General features: G+C 70.3%; 12 protein-coding genes and 1 tRNA gene. 5 read left to right on the forward strand and 8 right to left on the reverse strand.

Going from position 1 to position 14,986, the window contains the following annotated elements:
* Window positions 1–56: 56 nt before the first annotated feature.
* Window positions 57–593 carry a transglycosylase family protein gene (locus tag AB0H56_RS05850; RefSeq protein WP_357157686.1) on the reverse strand — a complete coding sequence of 179 codons (537 nt, stop codon included), beginning with the start codon at window positions 591–593 and terminating at the stop codon, window positions 57–59.
* A 364-nt stretch (window positions 594–957) separates the two neighbouring features.
* On the opposite strand from AB0H56_RS05850, the gene AB0H56_RS05855 reads away from it, so the two are divergent.
* Window positions 958–1,031, forward strand: a tRNA-Met gene (locus AB0H56_RS05855).
* 61 nt (window positions 1,032–1,092) lie between these two features.
* Here the strand turns inward: AB0H56_RS05855 and AB0H56_RS05860 are convergent.
* The 6 genes from AB0H56_RS05860 to AB0H56_RS05885 all read right to left on the reverse strand — a co-directional run bounded on the left by AB0H56_RS05860 (window position 1,093) and on the right by AB0H56_RS05885 (window position 8,076).
* On the reverse strand, window positions 1,093–2,766 hold the full coding sequence (locus AB0H56_RS05860) for a hypothetical protein (RefSeq protein ID WP_357157689.1): 1,674 nt from the start codon (window positions 2,764–2,766) through the stop codon (window positions 1,093–1,095).
* Between the two features lie 231 nt (window positions 2,767–2,997).
* Window positions 2,998–3,255 (reverse strand): HPr family phosphocarrier protein, encoded by a 258-nt coding sequence (locus AB0H56_RS05865; protein WP_357157692.1) that lies wholly within the window; start codon window positions 3,253–3,255, stop codon window positions 2,998–3,000.
* Between the two features lie 26 nt (window positions 3,256–3,281).
* Window positions 3,282–5,720 carry a fructose-specific PTS transporter subunit EIIC gene (locus AB0H56_RS05870; protein WP_357157695.1) on the reverse strand — a complete coding sequence of 813 codons (2,439 nt, stop codon included), beginning with the start codon at window positions 5,718–5,720 and terminating at the stop codon, window positions 3,282–3,284.
* Window positions 5,721–5,864: 144 nt separating this feature from the next.
* A complete protein-coding gene (locus AB0H56_RS05875) occupies window positions 5,865–6,851 on the reverse strand; it encodes a 1-phosphofructokinase family hexose kinase (protein ID WP_357157698.1) in 987 nt (328 codons plus the stop codon).
* Window positions 6,848–7,615, reverse strand: coding sequence for a DeoR/GlpR family DNA-binding transcription regulator (locus tag AB0H56_RS05880; protein WP_357157701.1), 768 nt, complete (start codon window positions 7,613–7,615; stop codon window positions 6,848–6,850). Before AB0H56_RS05880 ends, AB0H56_RS05875 begins: the two co-directional genes overlap by 4 nt.
* A 236-nt stretch (window positions 7,616–7,851) precedes the next feature.
* On the reverse strand, window positions 7,852–8,076 hold the full coding sequence (locus AB0H56_RS05885) for a hypothetical protein (RefSeq protein ID WP_357157704.1): 225 nt from the start codon (window positions 8,074–8,076) through the stop codon (window positions 7,852–7,854).
* A gap of 104 nt (window positions 8,077–8,180) precedes the next feature.
* Between AB0H56_RS05885 and AB0H56_RS05890 the strand changes: the two genes are divergently transcribed.
* Both AB0H56_RS05890 and AB0H56_RS05895 read left to right on the forward strand, forming a co-directional pair.
* Window positions 8,181–9,356, forward strand: a complete 1,176-nt coding sequence (locus tag AB0H56_RS05890) for an alpha-hydroxy-acid oxidizing protein (protein ID WP_357157707.1) — start codon at window positions 8,181–8,183, stop codon at window positions 9,354–9,356.
* Window positions 9,357–9,490: 134 nt separating this feature from the next.
* The gene (locus AB0H56_RS05895; RefSeq protein WP_357157710.1) at window positions 9,491–10,255 is read left to right on the forward strand and encodes a DUF6319 family protein; all 765 of its coding nucleotides are present in this window, start codon (window positions 9,491–9,493) and stop codon (window positions 10,253–10,255) included.
* A gap of 21 nt (window positions 10,256–10,276) precedes the next feature.
* Here AB0H56_RS05895 and AB0H56_RS05900 read toward each other — a convergent pair whose 3' ends face one another.
* Window positions 10,277–11,776: a GGDEF domain-containing protein gene (locus AB0H56_RS05900; protein ID WP_357157713.1), complete on the reverse strand. Its 1,500-nt coding sequence runs from the start codon at window positions 11,774–11,776 to the stop codon at window positions 10,277–10,279.
* A gap of 209 nt (window positions 11,777–11,985) precedes the next feature.
* On the opposite strand from AB0H56_RS05900, the gene galK reads away from it, so the two are divergent.
* Window positions 11,986–13,107 carry a galactokinase gene (gene galK / locus AB0H56_RS05905; RefSeq protein ID WP_357157716.1) on the forward strand — a complete coding sequence of 374 codons (1,122 nt, stop codon included), beginning with the start codon at window positions 11,986–11,988 and terminating at the stop codon, window positions 13,105–13,107.
* 151 nt (window positions 13,108–13,258) lie between these two features.
* A complete protein-coding gene (locus AB0H56_RS05910; RefSeq protein ID WP_357157719.1) occupies window positions 13,259–14,977 on the forward strand; it encodes a sodium:solute symporter family protein in 1,719 nt (572 codons plus the stop codon).
* Window positions 14,978–14,986 lie beyond the last annotated feature (9 nt).

A 14,986-nucleotide genomic window follows, 5' to 3' on the forward strand; every position in this document is an offset into this window, starting at 1 on the left:
ACGAAGAAAGGCCCCGCCGGACGGCGGGGCCTTTCTCGTGCAGGGGGAACGGTGGATCAGCCGCCGATGGAAGCGATCAGCGGGGCGTTGGCGTTGAGCAGGTCCTGGTACTGACCGGCGACACCGTACTGCTCGGCGAGGGACTGCCCCGCGGCCTTGGCCTGGTCGACGGCGACCTGGAGGTCGGTCTTGGCCTGGGCGGGCAGCTCGACGGCGGGCTCCTCGACGACCTCGGGCTCGGGCTCGGAGGCGCCGGACTGCAGGTACTGACCGCAGTGCGGCCAGGCGCCGATGCCCTGGCTGGCGAGCACGTTCTCCGCGACGCGGATCTGCTCTTCCTTGCTGGCGTTGTGCGCCGAGCCCTGACCACCGTTGGCGGCCCAGGTGCTCTGCGAGAACTGCAGGCCACCGTAGTAGCCGTTGCCGGTGTTGATACCCCAGTTGCCGCCGCTCTCGCACTGGGCGACGCCGTCCCAGTTGTGGTTCGCGGCGGAGGCGGTGCCGGTGGCCAGGCTGAACGGAACGGCAACCAGGGCGCCGGTGATGGCGGCGACGCCAAGGGCACGGGTGCGGAATTTCCGGGTTTCAGTCATGGGGGAGACGCTAACCAACAAATCCATGACGATCACATCTTGATAACGACCACGTTTTATGATTGGAACAGACGTCTTTTCGATGTTTACGCAGGATAGCGCCGGGGAATACCTCAATCCCGGTCAGTCTGTTATTGGTCCGTTATGTGCGTGAGATCACGCAGAAATAGTGACGCCGGTCACCGGAATTCCGCGCGGCCACTCGCCATGTCCACCGACCGTGCCATCCTGTGACTACGCACACATTCATGGTCTCCATCGGCTTCCCTGCCGGGGCGAAGATCGTCCCGGCTGGCCGAAAAACCTGCGCTGACCTCGCGATTTGGCATCCGAGCTAACCGGTGTGTAATGTTGTATTCACCGACGCGGGGTGGAGCAGCTCGGTAGCTCGCTGGGCTCATAACCCAGAGGTCGCAGGTTCAAATCCTGTCCCCGCTACAAACGAAAGGCCCGGAACCACGAGGTTCCGGGCCTTTCTTCTGTTCTGCGCGGCCGCCGGTCAGGAGCGAGGCAGCGTGACCCGGAAGCCCTCGGTGGTGGTGAGGGTGAATTCGGCCGTGTTCGACGTGGCCATGATGTTGGCCGCGCGATCGGAGCCGGTGACGCGCTCGACGAGCGGGCGCAGGGCCGGGGAGAGGGCGTTCCACCGATCTTCGGGCGAGGACAGCAGGCCGTGGTAGGCGCGCGGGGTGTCGGAGAGCCCTTCGGGCTGCCAGCCGAAGCGGGGCGTGCTCGCGAGGAACAGGTCCAGGTCGGTGCAGGTGCCGTCGGCGGCACACAGGCGCAGCGACATCATGTCGTCGGCGTAGTCGTAGTCGCGCAGGCTCATCGTCCAGCCCGCCGGGTCGCGCACGTCGTAGTGCACGCCGGTCGGGCCCACCATGGTCAGGGCGGAGGTGTCGCCGGCACGGTTGTCCAGCAGTTCCGCGGCGAGCGGGCGGTCGTCGGCGGTGAAGGCCCAGTCGCCCGCGTCGACGGGCTTGTGCCAGAAGCCGGTCCGGCCGTCCTGACGGCCCTCCACCCGCAGTTCACGCTGCTCGGAGCGGCCACCCGTGGTGTGGACGCTGATCGTCGAGGTGATCTCGCCGGCAACCTTGGGCTGGCGCACCCACGCAGGCGGCGGCAGGTGGATCCCGGTGTACTGCGGGAAGAACGGGCGCAGGAATTCGAACTGGCCGACCCAGGCGTCGAAGTTGGTCGGCGCCTCGGCGAGATCGGCGCCCTCGCCGTAGGTGTAGGAGAAGAACAGGGTGTCGGCGCCGGAGATGTCGAAATCCCAGAGCCGGGTGTACATGTCGCCGTATTCGTTGATCAGGAAGGTCGTCGACCCCGAGGCGCTCAGGTTGACGGCCTGGAAGCGGCCGTCGAGCGGGCCGGGCAGCTCGTAGCTGTAGTCGTCGGCGAACTCGGGATCGCTGATCTTCAGCGGGTCGCTGCCGGGCAGCCACGGATCGAGGATGACGATGCGGTTGCCCTCCGGCGACAGCACGAACACCGTGGTCACCCCGGCGCCGCCCACCGGTTGCTGCTTGCCCGCCGAATCGGTCCAGAAACCCTGTTGCCGGAACGGGATCAGCTCGACGTACTCGGGATCGAGCCAGGACAGACTCCAGGCCCTGGACGCGGGCCTCACCTGGCTGCCGGTCGGGTCGAGCCAGATCGGGGAGCCGAAACGCGCCGTCCACCACCACAGTTCCGGTGTCTGATCGGCGCTGTCGAGAGTGAACACCCGTCCGCCGGGGACCAGCGCGACCAGTCTGCTGCGGTCCACCGAGATCGCCGAGATGTGGCCGCGCAGGCAGTTCGGCAGCGGTGCCGTCCGCCAGCCCGATTCGCCGGCGAAGGCCTTCACGTAGAGGTTCCCGTCGAGCAGCGCGAACTGCCACGCCTCGTTGAAGCCACCCTGCGGCGTGCGCAATTCGATCCTGGCGGGCAGCCGACGGACGACGTCGGCGGGCGCGTGCGGCATCGTCAGCAAACCGATGCCGGTGTTGGGGAAGTGCATCGGCAACGGCCAGGCGCCCGCCCGGCCCGGCAGTGTGAGCGCGGCGCAGCTGAGCCCTTCCGGCAGCACGCCGAACGGCCACCACTCGTCCGCCGCCGCGGGACCGCTCGTGGCGACGGTCGCCGCGGTCATCATCGCCGCCACCACCGCGGACCAGCCTCGACGCATCAGCGATCACACCTTTCCATTCACCGGGCCCGACGCCCGGAACACAGGGCAACGCGAAACGAGCGGGGCTGGAGCGGCCCCGGCGGAGCACGAACAGGCTCGGCGGGTCGGTGTGGCGTGACAGGCGCGACCGGCGCGGAACGGTCGACACCGTACCAGGGCAGGGCAACCGCGCAGCCACCGAACACGACGAAGCCTCCCGGGGCACGGGAGGCTTCGCGGTGGGGTGGTTCAGGCGTCGAGGTCGCTGGCGACCATTTCGGCGATCTTGTCCAGGGTCGGCTGGTCCTCGCTGGAGATCACGACTTCGGCGCCCTGGCCCGCGCCGAGGGTCATGATCATCAGCGCGGAGCCGGCGTCGACCGGGTCGCCGCCGGTCAGGGCGATGGTGACGGGGACCCCTGCCGCGCCGACCGCTTCGGCGATCAAGGCGGCGGGGCGGGCGTGCAGGCCGACCGAGGAGCCGACGGTGACGGTGGTGCTTGGCATGGGTTTCTCCTTGTTGTGCGGTGGGACTACGCGGTGGTGAGAACGGGGGACGCGGACTGCCTGCGGGTGAACTCCTTGGCGAGGGTGACGCACACCGCGGCGACCACGGTGCCGACCAACAGTGCCAGCACGAACCAGGCCAGGTGGCCGATCGCGAAGAATACGAAGATGCCGCCGTGCGGCGCGCTCAATGTCACGTCGGTCGCCATCACCAGGCCGCCGGTGACCGCGCCGCCGATCATCATCGACGGCAGCACCCGCAGCGGGTCGGCGGCGGCGAACGGGATCGCGCCCTCGGAGATGAACGAGGCGCCCAGCAGCCAGGCGGCCTTGCCGTTCTCGCGTTCGGCCTCGGTGTAGAGGCGCGGGCGCAGCGTGGTCGACAGCGCCATCGCCAGCGGTGGCACCATGCCCGCGGCCATCACCGCCGCCATGATCCGCAGCGAAGCGGGGTCGGTCACCGACAGGCCGGCGACGGCGAAGGCGTAGGCGGCCTTGTTGACCGGGCCACCGAGGTCGAAGCACATCATCACGCCCAGGATGACACCGAGCGCGATCGCGGAGCTGCCGGACAGGCCGTTGAGCCAGTCGGTGAGCCCGGTGGTGACGGCGGCGAGCGGCTTGCCGAGCAGCACGAACATCGCGACGCCGACGATCAGGGAGGCCAGCAGCGGAATCACGACGACGGGCATCAGGCCGCGCGCCCAGGTCGGCACCGGCAGTTTGCCGACCCACAGGGCCGCGAATCCGGCGACGAGCCCGCCGACCAGACCGCCGAGGAACCCGGCGCCGACGAACACCGCGATCGCGCCCGCCGTGAAGCCCGGTGCCAGACCCGGTCTGTCGGCGATCGCGAAGGCGATGTACCCGGCGAGCGCGGGAACCAGGAAGCCGAACGCCAGCGAGCCGATCTGGAACAGCACCGCGCCGAAATAGGTGGCGAGGCCGCCGTCGGGGAGGTCGGTGATCGAGTTGTTCAGCACGATGTCTTTGGCGCTGTCGGAGATCTCGTAGCCGCCGAGCAGGAAGCTCAGCGCGATCAGCAGACCGCCCGCGGCGACGAACGGGATCATGTAGCTGACACCGGTGAGCAGGATCTGCCGCAGGCGCGACCCCCAACCCAGTCCCTTGCCCGCGGCCTGGGCCGGGGCGGGCGCGGACCCGCTGACGGTCGCGGCACCGGCCGTTGTGCTCGCCTCGACCGCCTCCGCGATCATCTTATCGGGCTCGTTGATGGCCCGCTTCACCCCGGACTCGACGACCGGCTTGCCCGCGAACCTGCCCCGGTCCTTCACCCCGACATCGGTGGCGAAGATGACCGCGTCGGCGGCGGCGATGGTGGCCGGATCGAGCTTGTCGCCGCCACTCGAGCCCTGGGTCTCCACCTCGACGTCCACGCCGGCGCGTTCACCGGCGGCGACCAGTGAGTCGGCGGCCATGTAGGTGTGGGCGATACCGGTGGGGCAGGCGGTGACGGCGACGATCTTCCGGCGGGCCCCGGATGCGGTGTCCCGGGAGGATCCCTCGCCCTCCTGCTGGATTCCAGCTGCGGACGGTGTCCCAGCAGGCGCACTGCCTGTGCCTGCGCCGGATGGCGTGTCGCCCGTGACCTGGCCGCCCGCCCCTGTGACTCCCGTTGCCACACCTCCGACCACCGCCGCACTCCCCGCAGCGGCCGCCGCGCCGCCAGTAGCCGCGTCCCCGGACTGCGCGCCGGCACCGACATCGGTGGTGTCTGTGCCCGCGCCGCCGTGTTCCAAGGCAGCTTCGCCCGCCGCAGCCGAACCCGCCGCGGTCGACACGGGCGATCCGCTCGCGGCGTCGGGCGCACCGGCCTCCGTGGGTGAACTGGCCGCTGCGCCAGGCGAACTTGCCGCCGCGCCAGGTGATCCGGCCGCCGTGCCGGGCGAACTTGCCGCCGTGCTGGGCGAGCTGGCCGCGGCGCTCGGCGATCCGGTCGCCGCGTTGGGCGAGCCGGCCGCCGCACCGGACGAACCCGTGGCTGCGGCAGGCGGATTGATGACGCCGTCGACCAGGGCGACCACCTCCGCCGGGGTCGACGCCGCGCGCAGGTCGGTGACGAAGGCCGGGCGTACGAGGGCGCGGGCCAGGGCGGACAGCAGCTTCATGTGCTCCGCGCCTGCTCCCTCGGGCGCGGCGATGAGGAACACGAGATCGGCGGGGCCGTCCGGCGCGCCGAAGTCGACCCTGGGCGCGAGCCGCGCGAAGGCCAGGGATGCGCTGGTGACGGCCGCCGATCGGCAGTGCGGGATGGCGATCCCGCCGGGGAGTCCGGTGGCCGACTGGGCTTCGCGGTCCAGCGCGGCCCTGGTCACCCCCTCGGCGTCGGACGCTCGACCGGCGGCGGCGAGGGTGCCCGCGAGGGCGGTGATCACGGCGTCCTTGTCGGCACCGAGGTCGGCGTCGAGGGTGATCAGGTCGGTGGTGATGATCGAATCGGCCATCGTGGTGTCTTTCGGGAGTGGGAGATGCTGCGGTAGGCGATGTTTCGGTGGCTGCTCAGCCGGCCCGCGGAACTGCCGGGCGAATCCCGGAGGTCGACTCCGGTATCACCCGCGCACCGCGGTGGAGCGCGCGTTGCGGGGATTTCATGCCGACGGCCGATCCGGGAGTGGCAGCGGACGCGCGGTGACGGCGTCGAGGGCGACATCCGCCGGGCCGGGGAGACCGGTGCCGGGAAGCGCGGTGGCGGCGCTGCCGTGGGCGACGGCGGAACGGAGCCGATCGGCCGGTGCGGCGCCGGACTGCTCGGCGAGCAGATAACCGGCCAGCGCGGAGTCGCCGGCGCCGACGGTGCTGCGCGGCACGATCGGCGGGGCGTCGGCGAACCAGGCGCCCTCGTCGGTGACCAGCACCGCGCCTGCCGCGCCGAGCGTGGCCAGCACCGCGCCGACGCCGCGCTCGAGCAACCCCGCCGCCGCGGCAGCGGCAGCGCTCGGCTCCTCCAGCGCGACCGGGTCGAGGCCGGTCAGCTGGGCCAGCTCGTCGGAGTTCGGCTTGATGAGATCGGGTGCGGCGCCCGCGTTCTCCGCGAACAACGCGAGCAGCGGCGCGTCGGAGGTGTCGACCGCGATCCGGGTACGTCCGGCACCGTTGGACGCCGCGCCGACGGTGGACAGGGTGGTGACCAGCTGCGCGTACCAGTCGACCGGCGCGCCGGGCGGCAGCGAGCCGGACAGCACGATCCAGGACGCCCCGGCCGCCAGCTCGACGAGCAGCGCGGTCAACTCGCCCAGGTCGCGTGCGGTCAGCGGCCGACCCGGCTCGTTGATCTTCGTTGTGGTGCCGTCGGTTTCGGCGATGGTCAGGTTGGTGCGGGGCGCACCGGCCACCGGCACCGTCCGGAACGCGATCCCCGCGGCGCGCAGCCCGCTCACGACGGGATCGTCGTCGGCGCCGGGCAGGACGGCCAGGGTCCGCGCACCGCCCGCGGCGACGACCCTGGCGACATTGACGCCTTTGCCGCCCGGATCGGAGGTGACCCCCGCCGCGCGGTGCACCTGCCCACGGCGCAGCGGTTCGGTGAGTGTGACCGTGCGGTCGACGCTCGGATTCGCGGTCAGTGTGACGATCACGCGAGCACCACCTCGATTCCAGCGGCGGCCAGGTCCGCGTGCGCGGTGGCCGGGATATCGGTATCGGTGACCAGGACGTCGATGTCGCCGGTGTCACCGAAGCTGACGAAGTCCTCGCGGCCGATCTTGTCCGCGTCGGCCACCACGACCACCTGGTCGGCGGCGGCGATCATCGCCCGCTTGACGGCCGCCTCCTCGGGATCGGGCGTGGACAGGCCGTGCCGGACGGTCAGCGCGTTGGTGCCGATGAACGCGACGTCGACGCGCAATTCGCCGAGGAGACGCAGTGTCTCGGCGCCGACGGCGGCCTGGGTGACCCCACGCACCCGCCCACCGAGCAACTGCACCCGCACCCCGGGGAAGCCGGTGAGCCGGGTGGCGATGGGCAGGGAGTTGGTGACGGCGACGAGCTCGAGATCGCTCGGCAGTGCCGCGACCATCCTGGCGGTGGTGGTGCCCGCGTCGAACACCACGCTGCCGCCGGCGCGCGGCAGATAACGCAGGGCGGTATCGGCGATGCGGTCCTTCTCCGCGGCGCGGGTGGTGTCGCGTTCGGCGGTGCCGAGCTCGATCGTGGTGAGCGCGCCCGCGCCGACGGCGCCGCCGTGGACGCGCCGGATCAGTCCGAGGCGGTCGAGCACGGCGAGGTCGCGGCGCACGGTCTCGGTGGTGACCCCGTACTGATCGGCCAGCTCGGCGACGGAGACGCGCCCGCGATGGCCCACCAGGGTGGCGATCGCCTGCTGACGTTCCTCGGCGTACATGGGTCCTCCGGGCTCATGAGAATGTTTACTCATGTTGTTTTATGTCCGCTTGTGTGGCTTTGTCAATGATTTCCGGTGAGGCGAGTCACAATCGTTGCGCGCCGAGCATGGCGACGGTCACGTCGCCAGGCCCCGGATATCCAGTTCAGGGCGTTTTTCGGACATGACGAAAGCGGCACCGTCGAGTGACGGCACCGTGTGGGAACCCAAATGGGCGGCAGACGGGCGGAATGCCCTCAGTCGACGCCGAGATCCGCGGTGAGCGGGTCGCGTAGTGCGCCCTCGGCGGCGCGTAGTCGGTCGGTGACCGAGGTGAGCAGGTCCATCGAGTCTTCCGACAGGCCGCAGGCGAGCAGGGTGAGATGACGGACGGCGCCGCAGGTGATGCGCTGCGCGAGTAGCACGTCCGGGTCGGCGGGTGCGGCCGAGTGTTCGACGAGGGTCACGACAGGGGCACTCACAATCTCGGAACGTGCTGCTGGGATCGCTTTCTACCAACGAGTATGACGCACCTTACATCGCCCCGGCGGTCCGCGAACCCAAGCTCGCGTGCGAGAGTTCAGCAATGAGTCAGTTCGCCGACTATCAGAACGAGATCTACCTGGCCGCGCTGGGTGGCATCCAGCCGGAATTCCCCATGGACTACGCGACGCTGGAGCGCAAGGCGACGGCCGCGCTGCCCGAGACGCTGCTGAACTACATCGCCGGCGGCGCCGGTGACGAGCTCACCCAGCGGCGCAACGCGGAGGCCTTCGGTGACTGGGGCCTGGTGCCGCGGATGCTGGTCGGCGCCACCGAGCGCGACCTCACCGTCACCGCGTTCGGGCACACCTTCGCCAGTCCGCTGTTCCTGGCGCCCGTCGGAGTGATCGGCCTGGTCGGCGAGAACGGGCACGGCGATATCGCCCTCGCCGAGGCGTCGGCGAAAACCGGTGTGCCCGCGATGTTCTCGACGCTGATGGAGGACCCGCTCGAGGACGTGCGGCCCCACGCGGGCGACACGCCGGCGTTCTTCCAGCTGTACACGCCGAAGAACCGTGAGCTCGCCGAGAGCCTGGTGCACCGCGCCGAGGCCGCAGGCTACGCGGGCATCACCGTCACCCTCGACACCTGGGTGCCCGGCTGGCGGCCCCGTGACCTGGCCTCGGGCAACTTCCCGCAGCTGCGCGGACACGTACTGAAGAACTACACCAGTGACCCGGTCTTCCAGGCGATGGTGGGCTCCGACGACCCGAAGATGATTGTCCTGCACTGGGTCTCGACCTTCGGCCACTCCCTGACCTGGGACGACCTGACCTGGCTGCGTTCGCTCACCGATCTGCCGATCATCCTCAAGGGCATCTCCCACCCCGAGGACGCGCGCAAGGCCATCGACTTCGGCGCCGACGGCATCTACTGCTCCAATCACGGTGGACGACAGGCCAACGGTGGCCTCAGCGCGCTCGAGACGCTGCCCGCCGTCGTCGCCGCGTGCGACGACCGGGTGCCGGTGCTCTTCGACTCCGGCGTGCGGTCCGGCGCCGACGTGGTGAAGGCGCTCGGCCTCGGGGCGAGCATGGTCGGCATCGGCAGGCCGTATGTGTACGGGCTGGCGCTGGGTGGCGTGCGCGGTGTCGTGCATCTGCTGCGGAGTTACGCGGCCGAGGCCGATCTGCTGATGGCGGTCAACGGCTACCCGGACATCGCCGCCGTGCGCGCCAACATCCGGCCGACCACGCTCGGCAACGCCACCCGCGGCTGATTCCCGGACGGTCCGGATACCCGTTACCCGACGGGTTTTCGGGCCGTGACGGTGGGCTCGACCGGAACGTGTCGGTGGCGTGCGGCATCATCGGGGCCACACGCAGCAGACGCACCAACCTCCCGGAGTCCACGATGTCCTCGCCGAGCACCAAGTCCGCATCCCGCCGATCCGCCCAGCAGGTACTGTCCGAGGCCGAGCTCGCGCGCATCGCGGGCGAGCTCGCGGAGGGCAAACCGCCGATGGTGTGGTTCACCGCCGCCGCCGTCGGTGTGGCCGAGGGCAAGTCGGGCAAGGTCGTCGCGCTCGGCGATCCGGCCGACGGCGACTTCCTGCAGGTACGGCCCACCGGTTCCAAAGATGTGCTGTCGTTCGGACCGAGCGAGGTGACGCTGACCAAGCCGGCCCGCGCGACTACCGTAGCGCCGGGCGGATCCACGCGAACCCGCCAGGACAGCGTCCCCGAGCAGAGCAATCGAAAGGACACCACCGTGACCCAGCCGTCGACCCAGCCGAGCGCGGCCGCGACGCCGCCGGCGCCTCGGTCGCTCGCGCCCGTTCCCGACGAGCCCGCTGCCGCGCCCAAGCCGGCGGCGCCGCGGCCCGCCAAGGCCACCGCGGCGCGCAAGCCCAAGGCGCCCGAGGTCACCGTCACCCTCACCGGCACCGCCGACGGGGAATGGACCGTCGACGTGGTCAACGGCAAGAAGCGCAGCGTGAAGGGGCTGGCGGTGAGCAGCGCCGCCGTCGCGCAGGCGGCCAAGATCCTGCATCCCGAGGTCGAAGAGGTCGTCGACGGCATCCTCGAGGCGGCCCGCGGCGTGCAGCAGGCGAAGGTGGCCCAGCTGCAGGCCGAACTGGAGGCAGCCAAAAGGCTGTTAGCCGAACTCGGCGACTAGTGTCGCGGCCCACCGGCGCGGCTACACCGCTGTGCTGGTGGGCTTTCCGGTGCTGCGCAGCGCGCGGTGCACCGTGGCGTGCCGCGGCTCGTCGTGGAACGCCAGGCCGAGGCGGTACTCCTTGGCGTGGTACATGGCGGCGTCGGCCTCGCGCAGCAGGTCGTACACCGTGGAATCGGTCGGTCGCGAGGTCAGGCAGGCGACGCCGATGCTGGCGGTGATGGGGATCTCGCCGCAGCTCAGCTCGAACGGGCGGATGAAGGCGCCGAGCAACTGCTGGGCGAGGACAGCGGCTTCGGCGCGGGAACGGGCCGCCAGGATGACGAATTCGTCGCCGCCGTAGCGGGCGGTGATGTCGGTGCGGCGGGCGGTGCGCCGGATGCGGGCGGCGGCCGCGGCGATCAGCTCGTCGCCGACGGCGTGTCCGTAGCTGTCGTTGACCATCTTGAAGCCGTCGAGGTCGATGAACAGCAGGCACAACGGCTTTCCCGCCCAGTCGTGCCGGTGCCGCTGGGGCGCGCGCAGCAGCGCGGACCGGTTGTACAGGCCGGTGAGCAGATCGTGGTCGGCCTGGTACTGGGCTCGCCGTTCGCTGCGCAGGCTGCGGGCGATGGCGCGTTCGCTGCGCACCAGCACTCCCACCAGCAGCAGGGTGAGCAGCAGGCAGATCACCACGCGGTCGCCGGAACCGAGGTCGGCGCCCACCACGCTCACCAGCGAGGCGGCCACCAGCGCCACCGCGATCACCCCGGCCCGGCGCCGGGACCGATGCGGATGCACCTCGTCGACTTCCTGCGTCGTGGCCATGGTGGGATGCAGTGCCGCCGCCCCGGCCAGCAGATAGGCCCACTGCTGGGGGACCAGCGCGAACTCGCCGCCACCGAGAGTGCCTGCGGCGGTGAGACTTTCGAGCAGTCCCGCGCCGAGTACCGCGATGAGTCCCGCCTGCAGCAGGCGCAGCGAGATCTCGGTGCGTACCACGGTGGCCAGCGAATGCGCGAGCACCGTGAGCAGCAGCGCCTCGATCAGCGGGTAGCTCGCGGCCAGCAGCGTGTCGACGCCGAGAGGGCGGCGCAGGATCGGGGAGATCAGGAACGTCCAGGCGGCCAGCAACGCGCTGAAGCCGATGAGCATCGTGTCCAGCCAGAGATCGCGGGCACTGCCGAGGCGGCGCGGCCGCAGCCAGCCCACCGCGGCCAGCGCGAGACACAGATACGCCGCCAGGGTCACCAGGTCGTCGGTGGGATGCCAGGCCGGGTGCACGCCGAGTTCCCGGATCGCGGTGCCCGCGGCGAACAGCGGAAGCGAGAGGGCCAGGAGGTACCAGGGCAGCCGCTGCGCCGGGCGGTACCGGTACAGGCCGAACCCGATCATCGCCAGACTTCCCGCGACGATGACGACGAGCAGCAGAAACGACAGCCATCGCGCGCCGAGTAGCGGTACGAGCAGCGCGGCCGCGGCCGCGCCGAGCAGGACGGTGCGCCAGCGCCGGCTCCGGTGCGGTGTTTCGCCGATGGTCATCAGCCCCCCTTGATCCGCTGCGCACGTGCCGAGCGCCGCCGATCGAACGTAGAGACGCTCAAAACCTTTACAACTCAGTCGATCATGACACGATCGGCGACCGATGTCGTGCCCTTGTCTGCAAATTCCGAATACCGATTCGGTACCCGCTGTCCGGCCGCACCGGGCGGCGGTGTGTGCTGGGGGCGAGGAGTGGAGAGGAGTCGCGGGTGGACAGGTGGATCGCGCCGGGCCGGGTGAACATCATCGGCGAGCACACCGACTACAACGACGGGTTCGTGCTGCCCATCGCCTTGTCGCTCGGGGTGGTGTGCGCGACCGAACGCACCGGTGACCGGCTGGTCCGGCTCACCTCGGTCCAGCGTCCCGGCGAGCGCGTCGAGGTCGACGTCGAAGACCTTGCGGCACAGCGCGACCGGGTCCCGGCCTGGGCACGCTACCCGCTCGGCGTCGTGCACGAGTTCGCGCGCGCGGGCCATCGGGTCGACGGGGTGCGCCTCGAGATCGACGGCGCGGTGCCGATCGGCGCAGGCCTGTCGTCCTCGGCCGCGCTGTGCTGCGCGGTGACCGTGGCGCTGCGCGACCTGTTCGCGCCCGCGCTCACCGCGCGTGAGCTGGTCGCGATCGCCAGGGCCGCGGAGAACGGTTTCGCCGGCGTGCCGACCGGCATCCTCGACCAGTCGGCGTCGATCCTGTGCACCGCCGGGCATGCCCTGTTTCTCGACGTGCGCGCCTACACCGCGCCGGCGGGCCCGGAACCCGGTGCGGTCGAACAGATCCCGTTCGACCTCGCCGCCGCCGGGCTCACGCTGGTCGTCGCCGACACCGGACACCCGCACGACCTCGCCGACGGCGGGTACGCCGAGCGCAGGGCGCAGTGCGAGGCCGCCGCGAAGGCGCTCGACGTGTCCGCCCTGCGCGATGTCACCGAAGCGCAGCTGCCCCTGCTGACCGATCCGGTGCTGCGGCGCCGCGCCACCCACGTGGTCACCGAGAACGCGCGGGTCCTCGCGGTCATCGACCGGCTGCGCGCGGGCGCCGACCCGCGCGCGATCGGCGCCCTGCTCACCGCCTCGCACGAATCCCTGCGCACGGACTTCGAGGTGTCGGCGCCCGCCCTCGACCTCGCGGTGACGGCGGCGCTGGCGGCGGGCGCGCACGGTGCCAGGATGGTCGGCGGCGGGTTCGGCGGCAGCGTGCTGGCACTGGTGGACCAGGCCGAGACGGCCGCCGTCACCGCGCGGATCGAGGAGCGATTCGCCGCGGCGCGGCTGGCCGCGCCCAGGGTGTTCACCGTCGAACCCGCCGCGGGCGCCCGCCGACTGGACTGAACAGATGTTGCGTAATAGCGATTCGGTCTGTGACGCGCGGCACAATCGGCGACAGTAGAACCATCCGGAAAGTTCGGCGGGCGACGCGGGCCCGCGCCGTCCGTCGACGGCGCGGGTGCGCCGCCCGGTGCGAGGCCAGGAGGGACACGCTGTGCCACTTGCCGTTTCGACCGTCACGCTCGATGCCTCGTCGTCCCTGCGGCTCGACGCAGAGCCCGTCGACTACGCCCTGGTCGCGCTCTATTTCGTCTTCGTCCTCGGGATCGGGCTCATCGCCCGGCGCCGGGTCTCCACCAGCGTCGACTTCTTCCTCTCCGGCCGTTCGCTGCCCGCCTGGGTGACCGGCCTTGCCTTCATCTCCGCCAATCTCGGCGCGGTCGAGATCATGGGGATGTCGGCCAACGGTGCGCAGTACGGCTTCCCGACCTTCAACTACTTCTGGATCGGCGCCGTCCCGGCCATGCTGTTCCTCGGCGTGGTGATGATGCCGTTCTACTACGGCTCCAAGGTGCGCTCGGTGCCGGAGTTCATGCGTAAACGGTTCGGCACCGGCGCGCATCTGGTGAACGCGTTGAGCTTCGCGCTGGCGCAGGTGTTGATCGCGGGCGTCAACCTGTATCTGCTCGGCACCATCCTCAATGTGCTGCTCGGCTGGCCGCTGTGGATCTCGGTGATCGTGGCCGCGGTCATCGTGCTCTCCTATGTGACCCTCGGCGGGCTCTCGGCCGCGATCTACAACGAGGTGCTGCAGTTCTTCGTGATCGTCGCGGCGCTGCTGCCGCTGACGCTGGTCGGCCTGCACCGGGTCGGCGGCTGGGACGGGTTGAAGGACAAGGTGACCGCCTCGCCCGGCGGTGCCGACCAATTGCAGACCTGGCCGGGCAACGCGATGAGCGGCTTCACCGACAACTTCGCCTCCGTCATGGGCATCGTGTTCGGCCTCGGCTTCGTGCTCTCCTTCGGCTACTGGACGACCAACTTCGTCGAGGTGCAGCGCGCGCTGGCCACGCATTCGATCTCGGCGGCGCAGCGCACGCCCATCATCGGCGCGTATCCGAAGATGTTCATCCCGTTGATCGTCGTGATCCCCGGCATGATCAGCGCGGTGCTGGTGCCGCAGATGATCGAGTACAAGCAGCAGGTCACCGCGAATCCGGACTTCACCGGCGACGTCACCTACAACCAGTCGCTGCTGTTCCTGATGAAAGAGGTGCTGCCGAACGGGCTGCTCGGCGTCGGCCTGGCCGGCTTGCTCGCGGCGTTCATGGCGGGCATGGCCGCCAATGTCTCGGCGTTCAACACTGTGTTCAGTTTCGATCTGTGGCAGCAGTACGTGCGCAAGGGCCGCCCGGACGGGTACTACCTGAAGGTCGGCAGGCTGGCCACGGTCGGCGCGACCGTCGCGGCGATCTTCACCGCCTTCATCGCGGGCGGGTTCAGCAACATGATGGACTACCTGCAGACGCTGTTCAGCTTCTTCAACGCGCCGCTGTTCGCGACCTTCATCCTCGGCATGCTGTGGAAACGGATGACCCCGACCGCGGGCTGGGTCGGCCTGGTCAGCGGCACGCTGGCGGCGGTGTTCGTCTTCGTGCTGAACGAGACGGGAGTGACCGAGCTGTCCGGGCAGGGGGCGAGCTTCGTCGCCGCCGGTGTGGCGTTCGTCGTCGACATCACCGTCAGCGTCGCGGTCACCATGGTGACCACCCCGAAGCCCGCCGCGGAGCTGGTCGGCCTGGTGTACTCGGAGACGCCGAGGGCGCTGCGCACCGACCCCGACGCCGACACGCTGCCCTGGTATCAGCGGCCGGTGCTGCTCGCCGGGATCGCGCTGGTGTTGGTGATCGCGCTCAACATCGTCATCGGATAGGGAGTCACC

Origin of the sequence: Nocardia sp. NPDC050717 (assembly GCF_040654275.1) — a bacterium.
Lineage (GTDB): Bacteria > Actinomycetota > Actinomycetes > Mycobacteriales > Mycobacteriaceae > Nocardia.

Coding starts and splice junctions, on each gene's coding strand:
- AB0H56_RS05850 (WP_357157686.1), bottom strand. CDS start 593: ATGACTGAAACCCGGAAATTCCGCACCCGTGCCCTTGGCGTCGCCGCC.
- AB0H56_RS05880 (WP_357157701.1), bottom strand. CDS start 7,615: ATGTACGCCGAGGAACGTCAGCAGGCGATCGCCACCCTGGTGGGCCAT.
- AB0H56_RS05900 (WP_357157713.1), bottom strand. CDS start 11,776: ATGACCATCGGCGAAACACCGCACCGGAGCCGGCGCTGGCGCACCGTC.
- AB0H56_RS05890 (WP_357157707.1), top strand. CDS start 8,181: ATGAGTCAGTTCGCCGACTATCAGAACGAGATCTACCTGGCCGCGCTG.
- AB0H56_RS05870 (WP_357157695.1), bottom strand. CDS start 5,720: ATGGCCGATTCGATCATCACCACCGACCTGATCACCCTCGACGCCGAC.
- AB0H56_RS05895 (WP_357157710.1), top strand. CDS start 9,491: ATGTCCTCGCCGAGCACCAAGTCCGCATCCCGCCGATCCGCCCAGCAG.
- AB0H56_RS05860 (WP_357157689.1), bottom strand. CDS start 2,766: ATGCGTCGAGGCTGGTCCGCGGTGGTGGCGGCGATGATGACCGCGGCG.
- AB0H56_RS05865 (WP_357157692.1), bottom strand. CDS start 3,255: ATGCCAAGCACCACCGTCACCGTCGGCTCCTCGGTCGGCCTGCACGCC.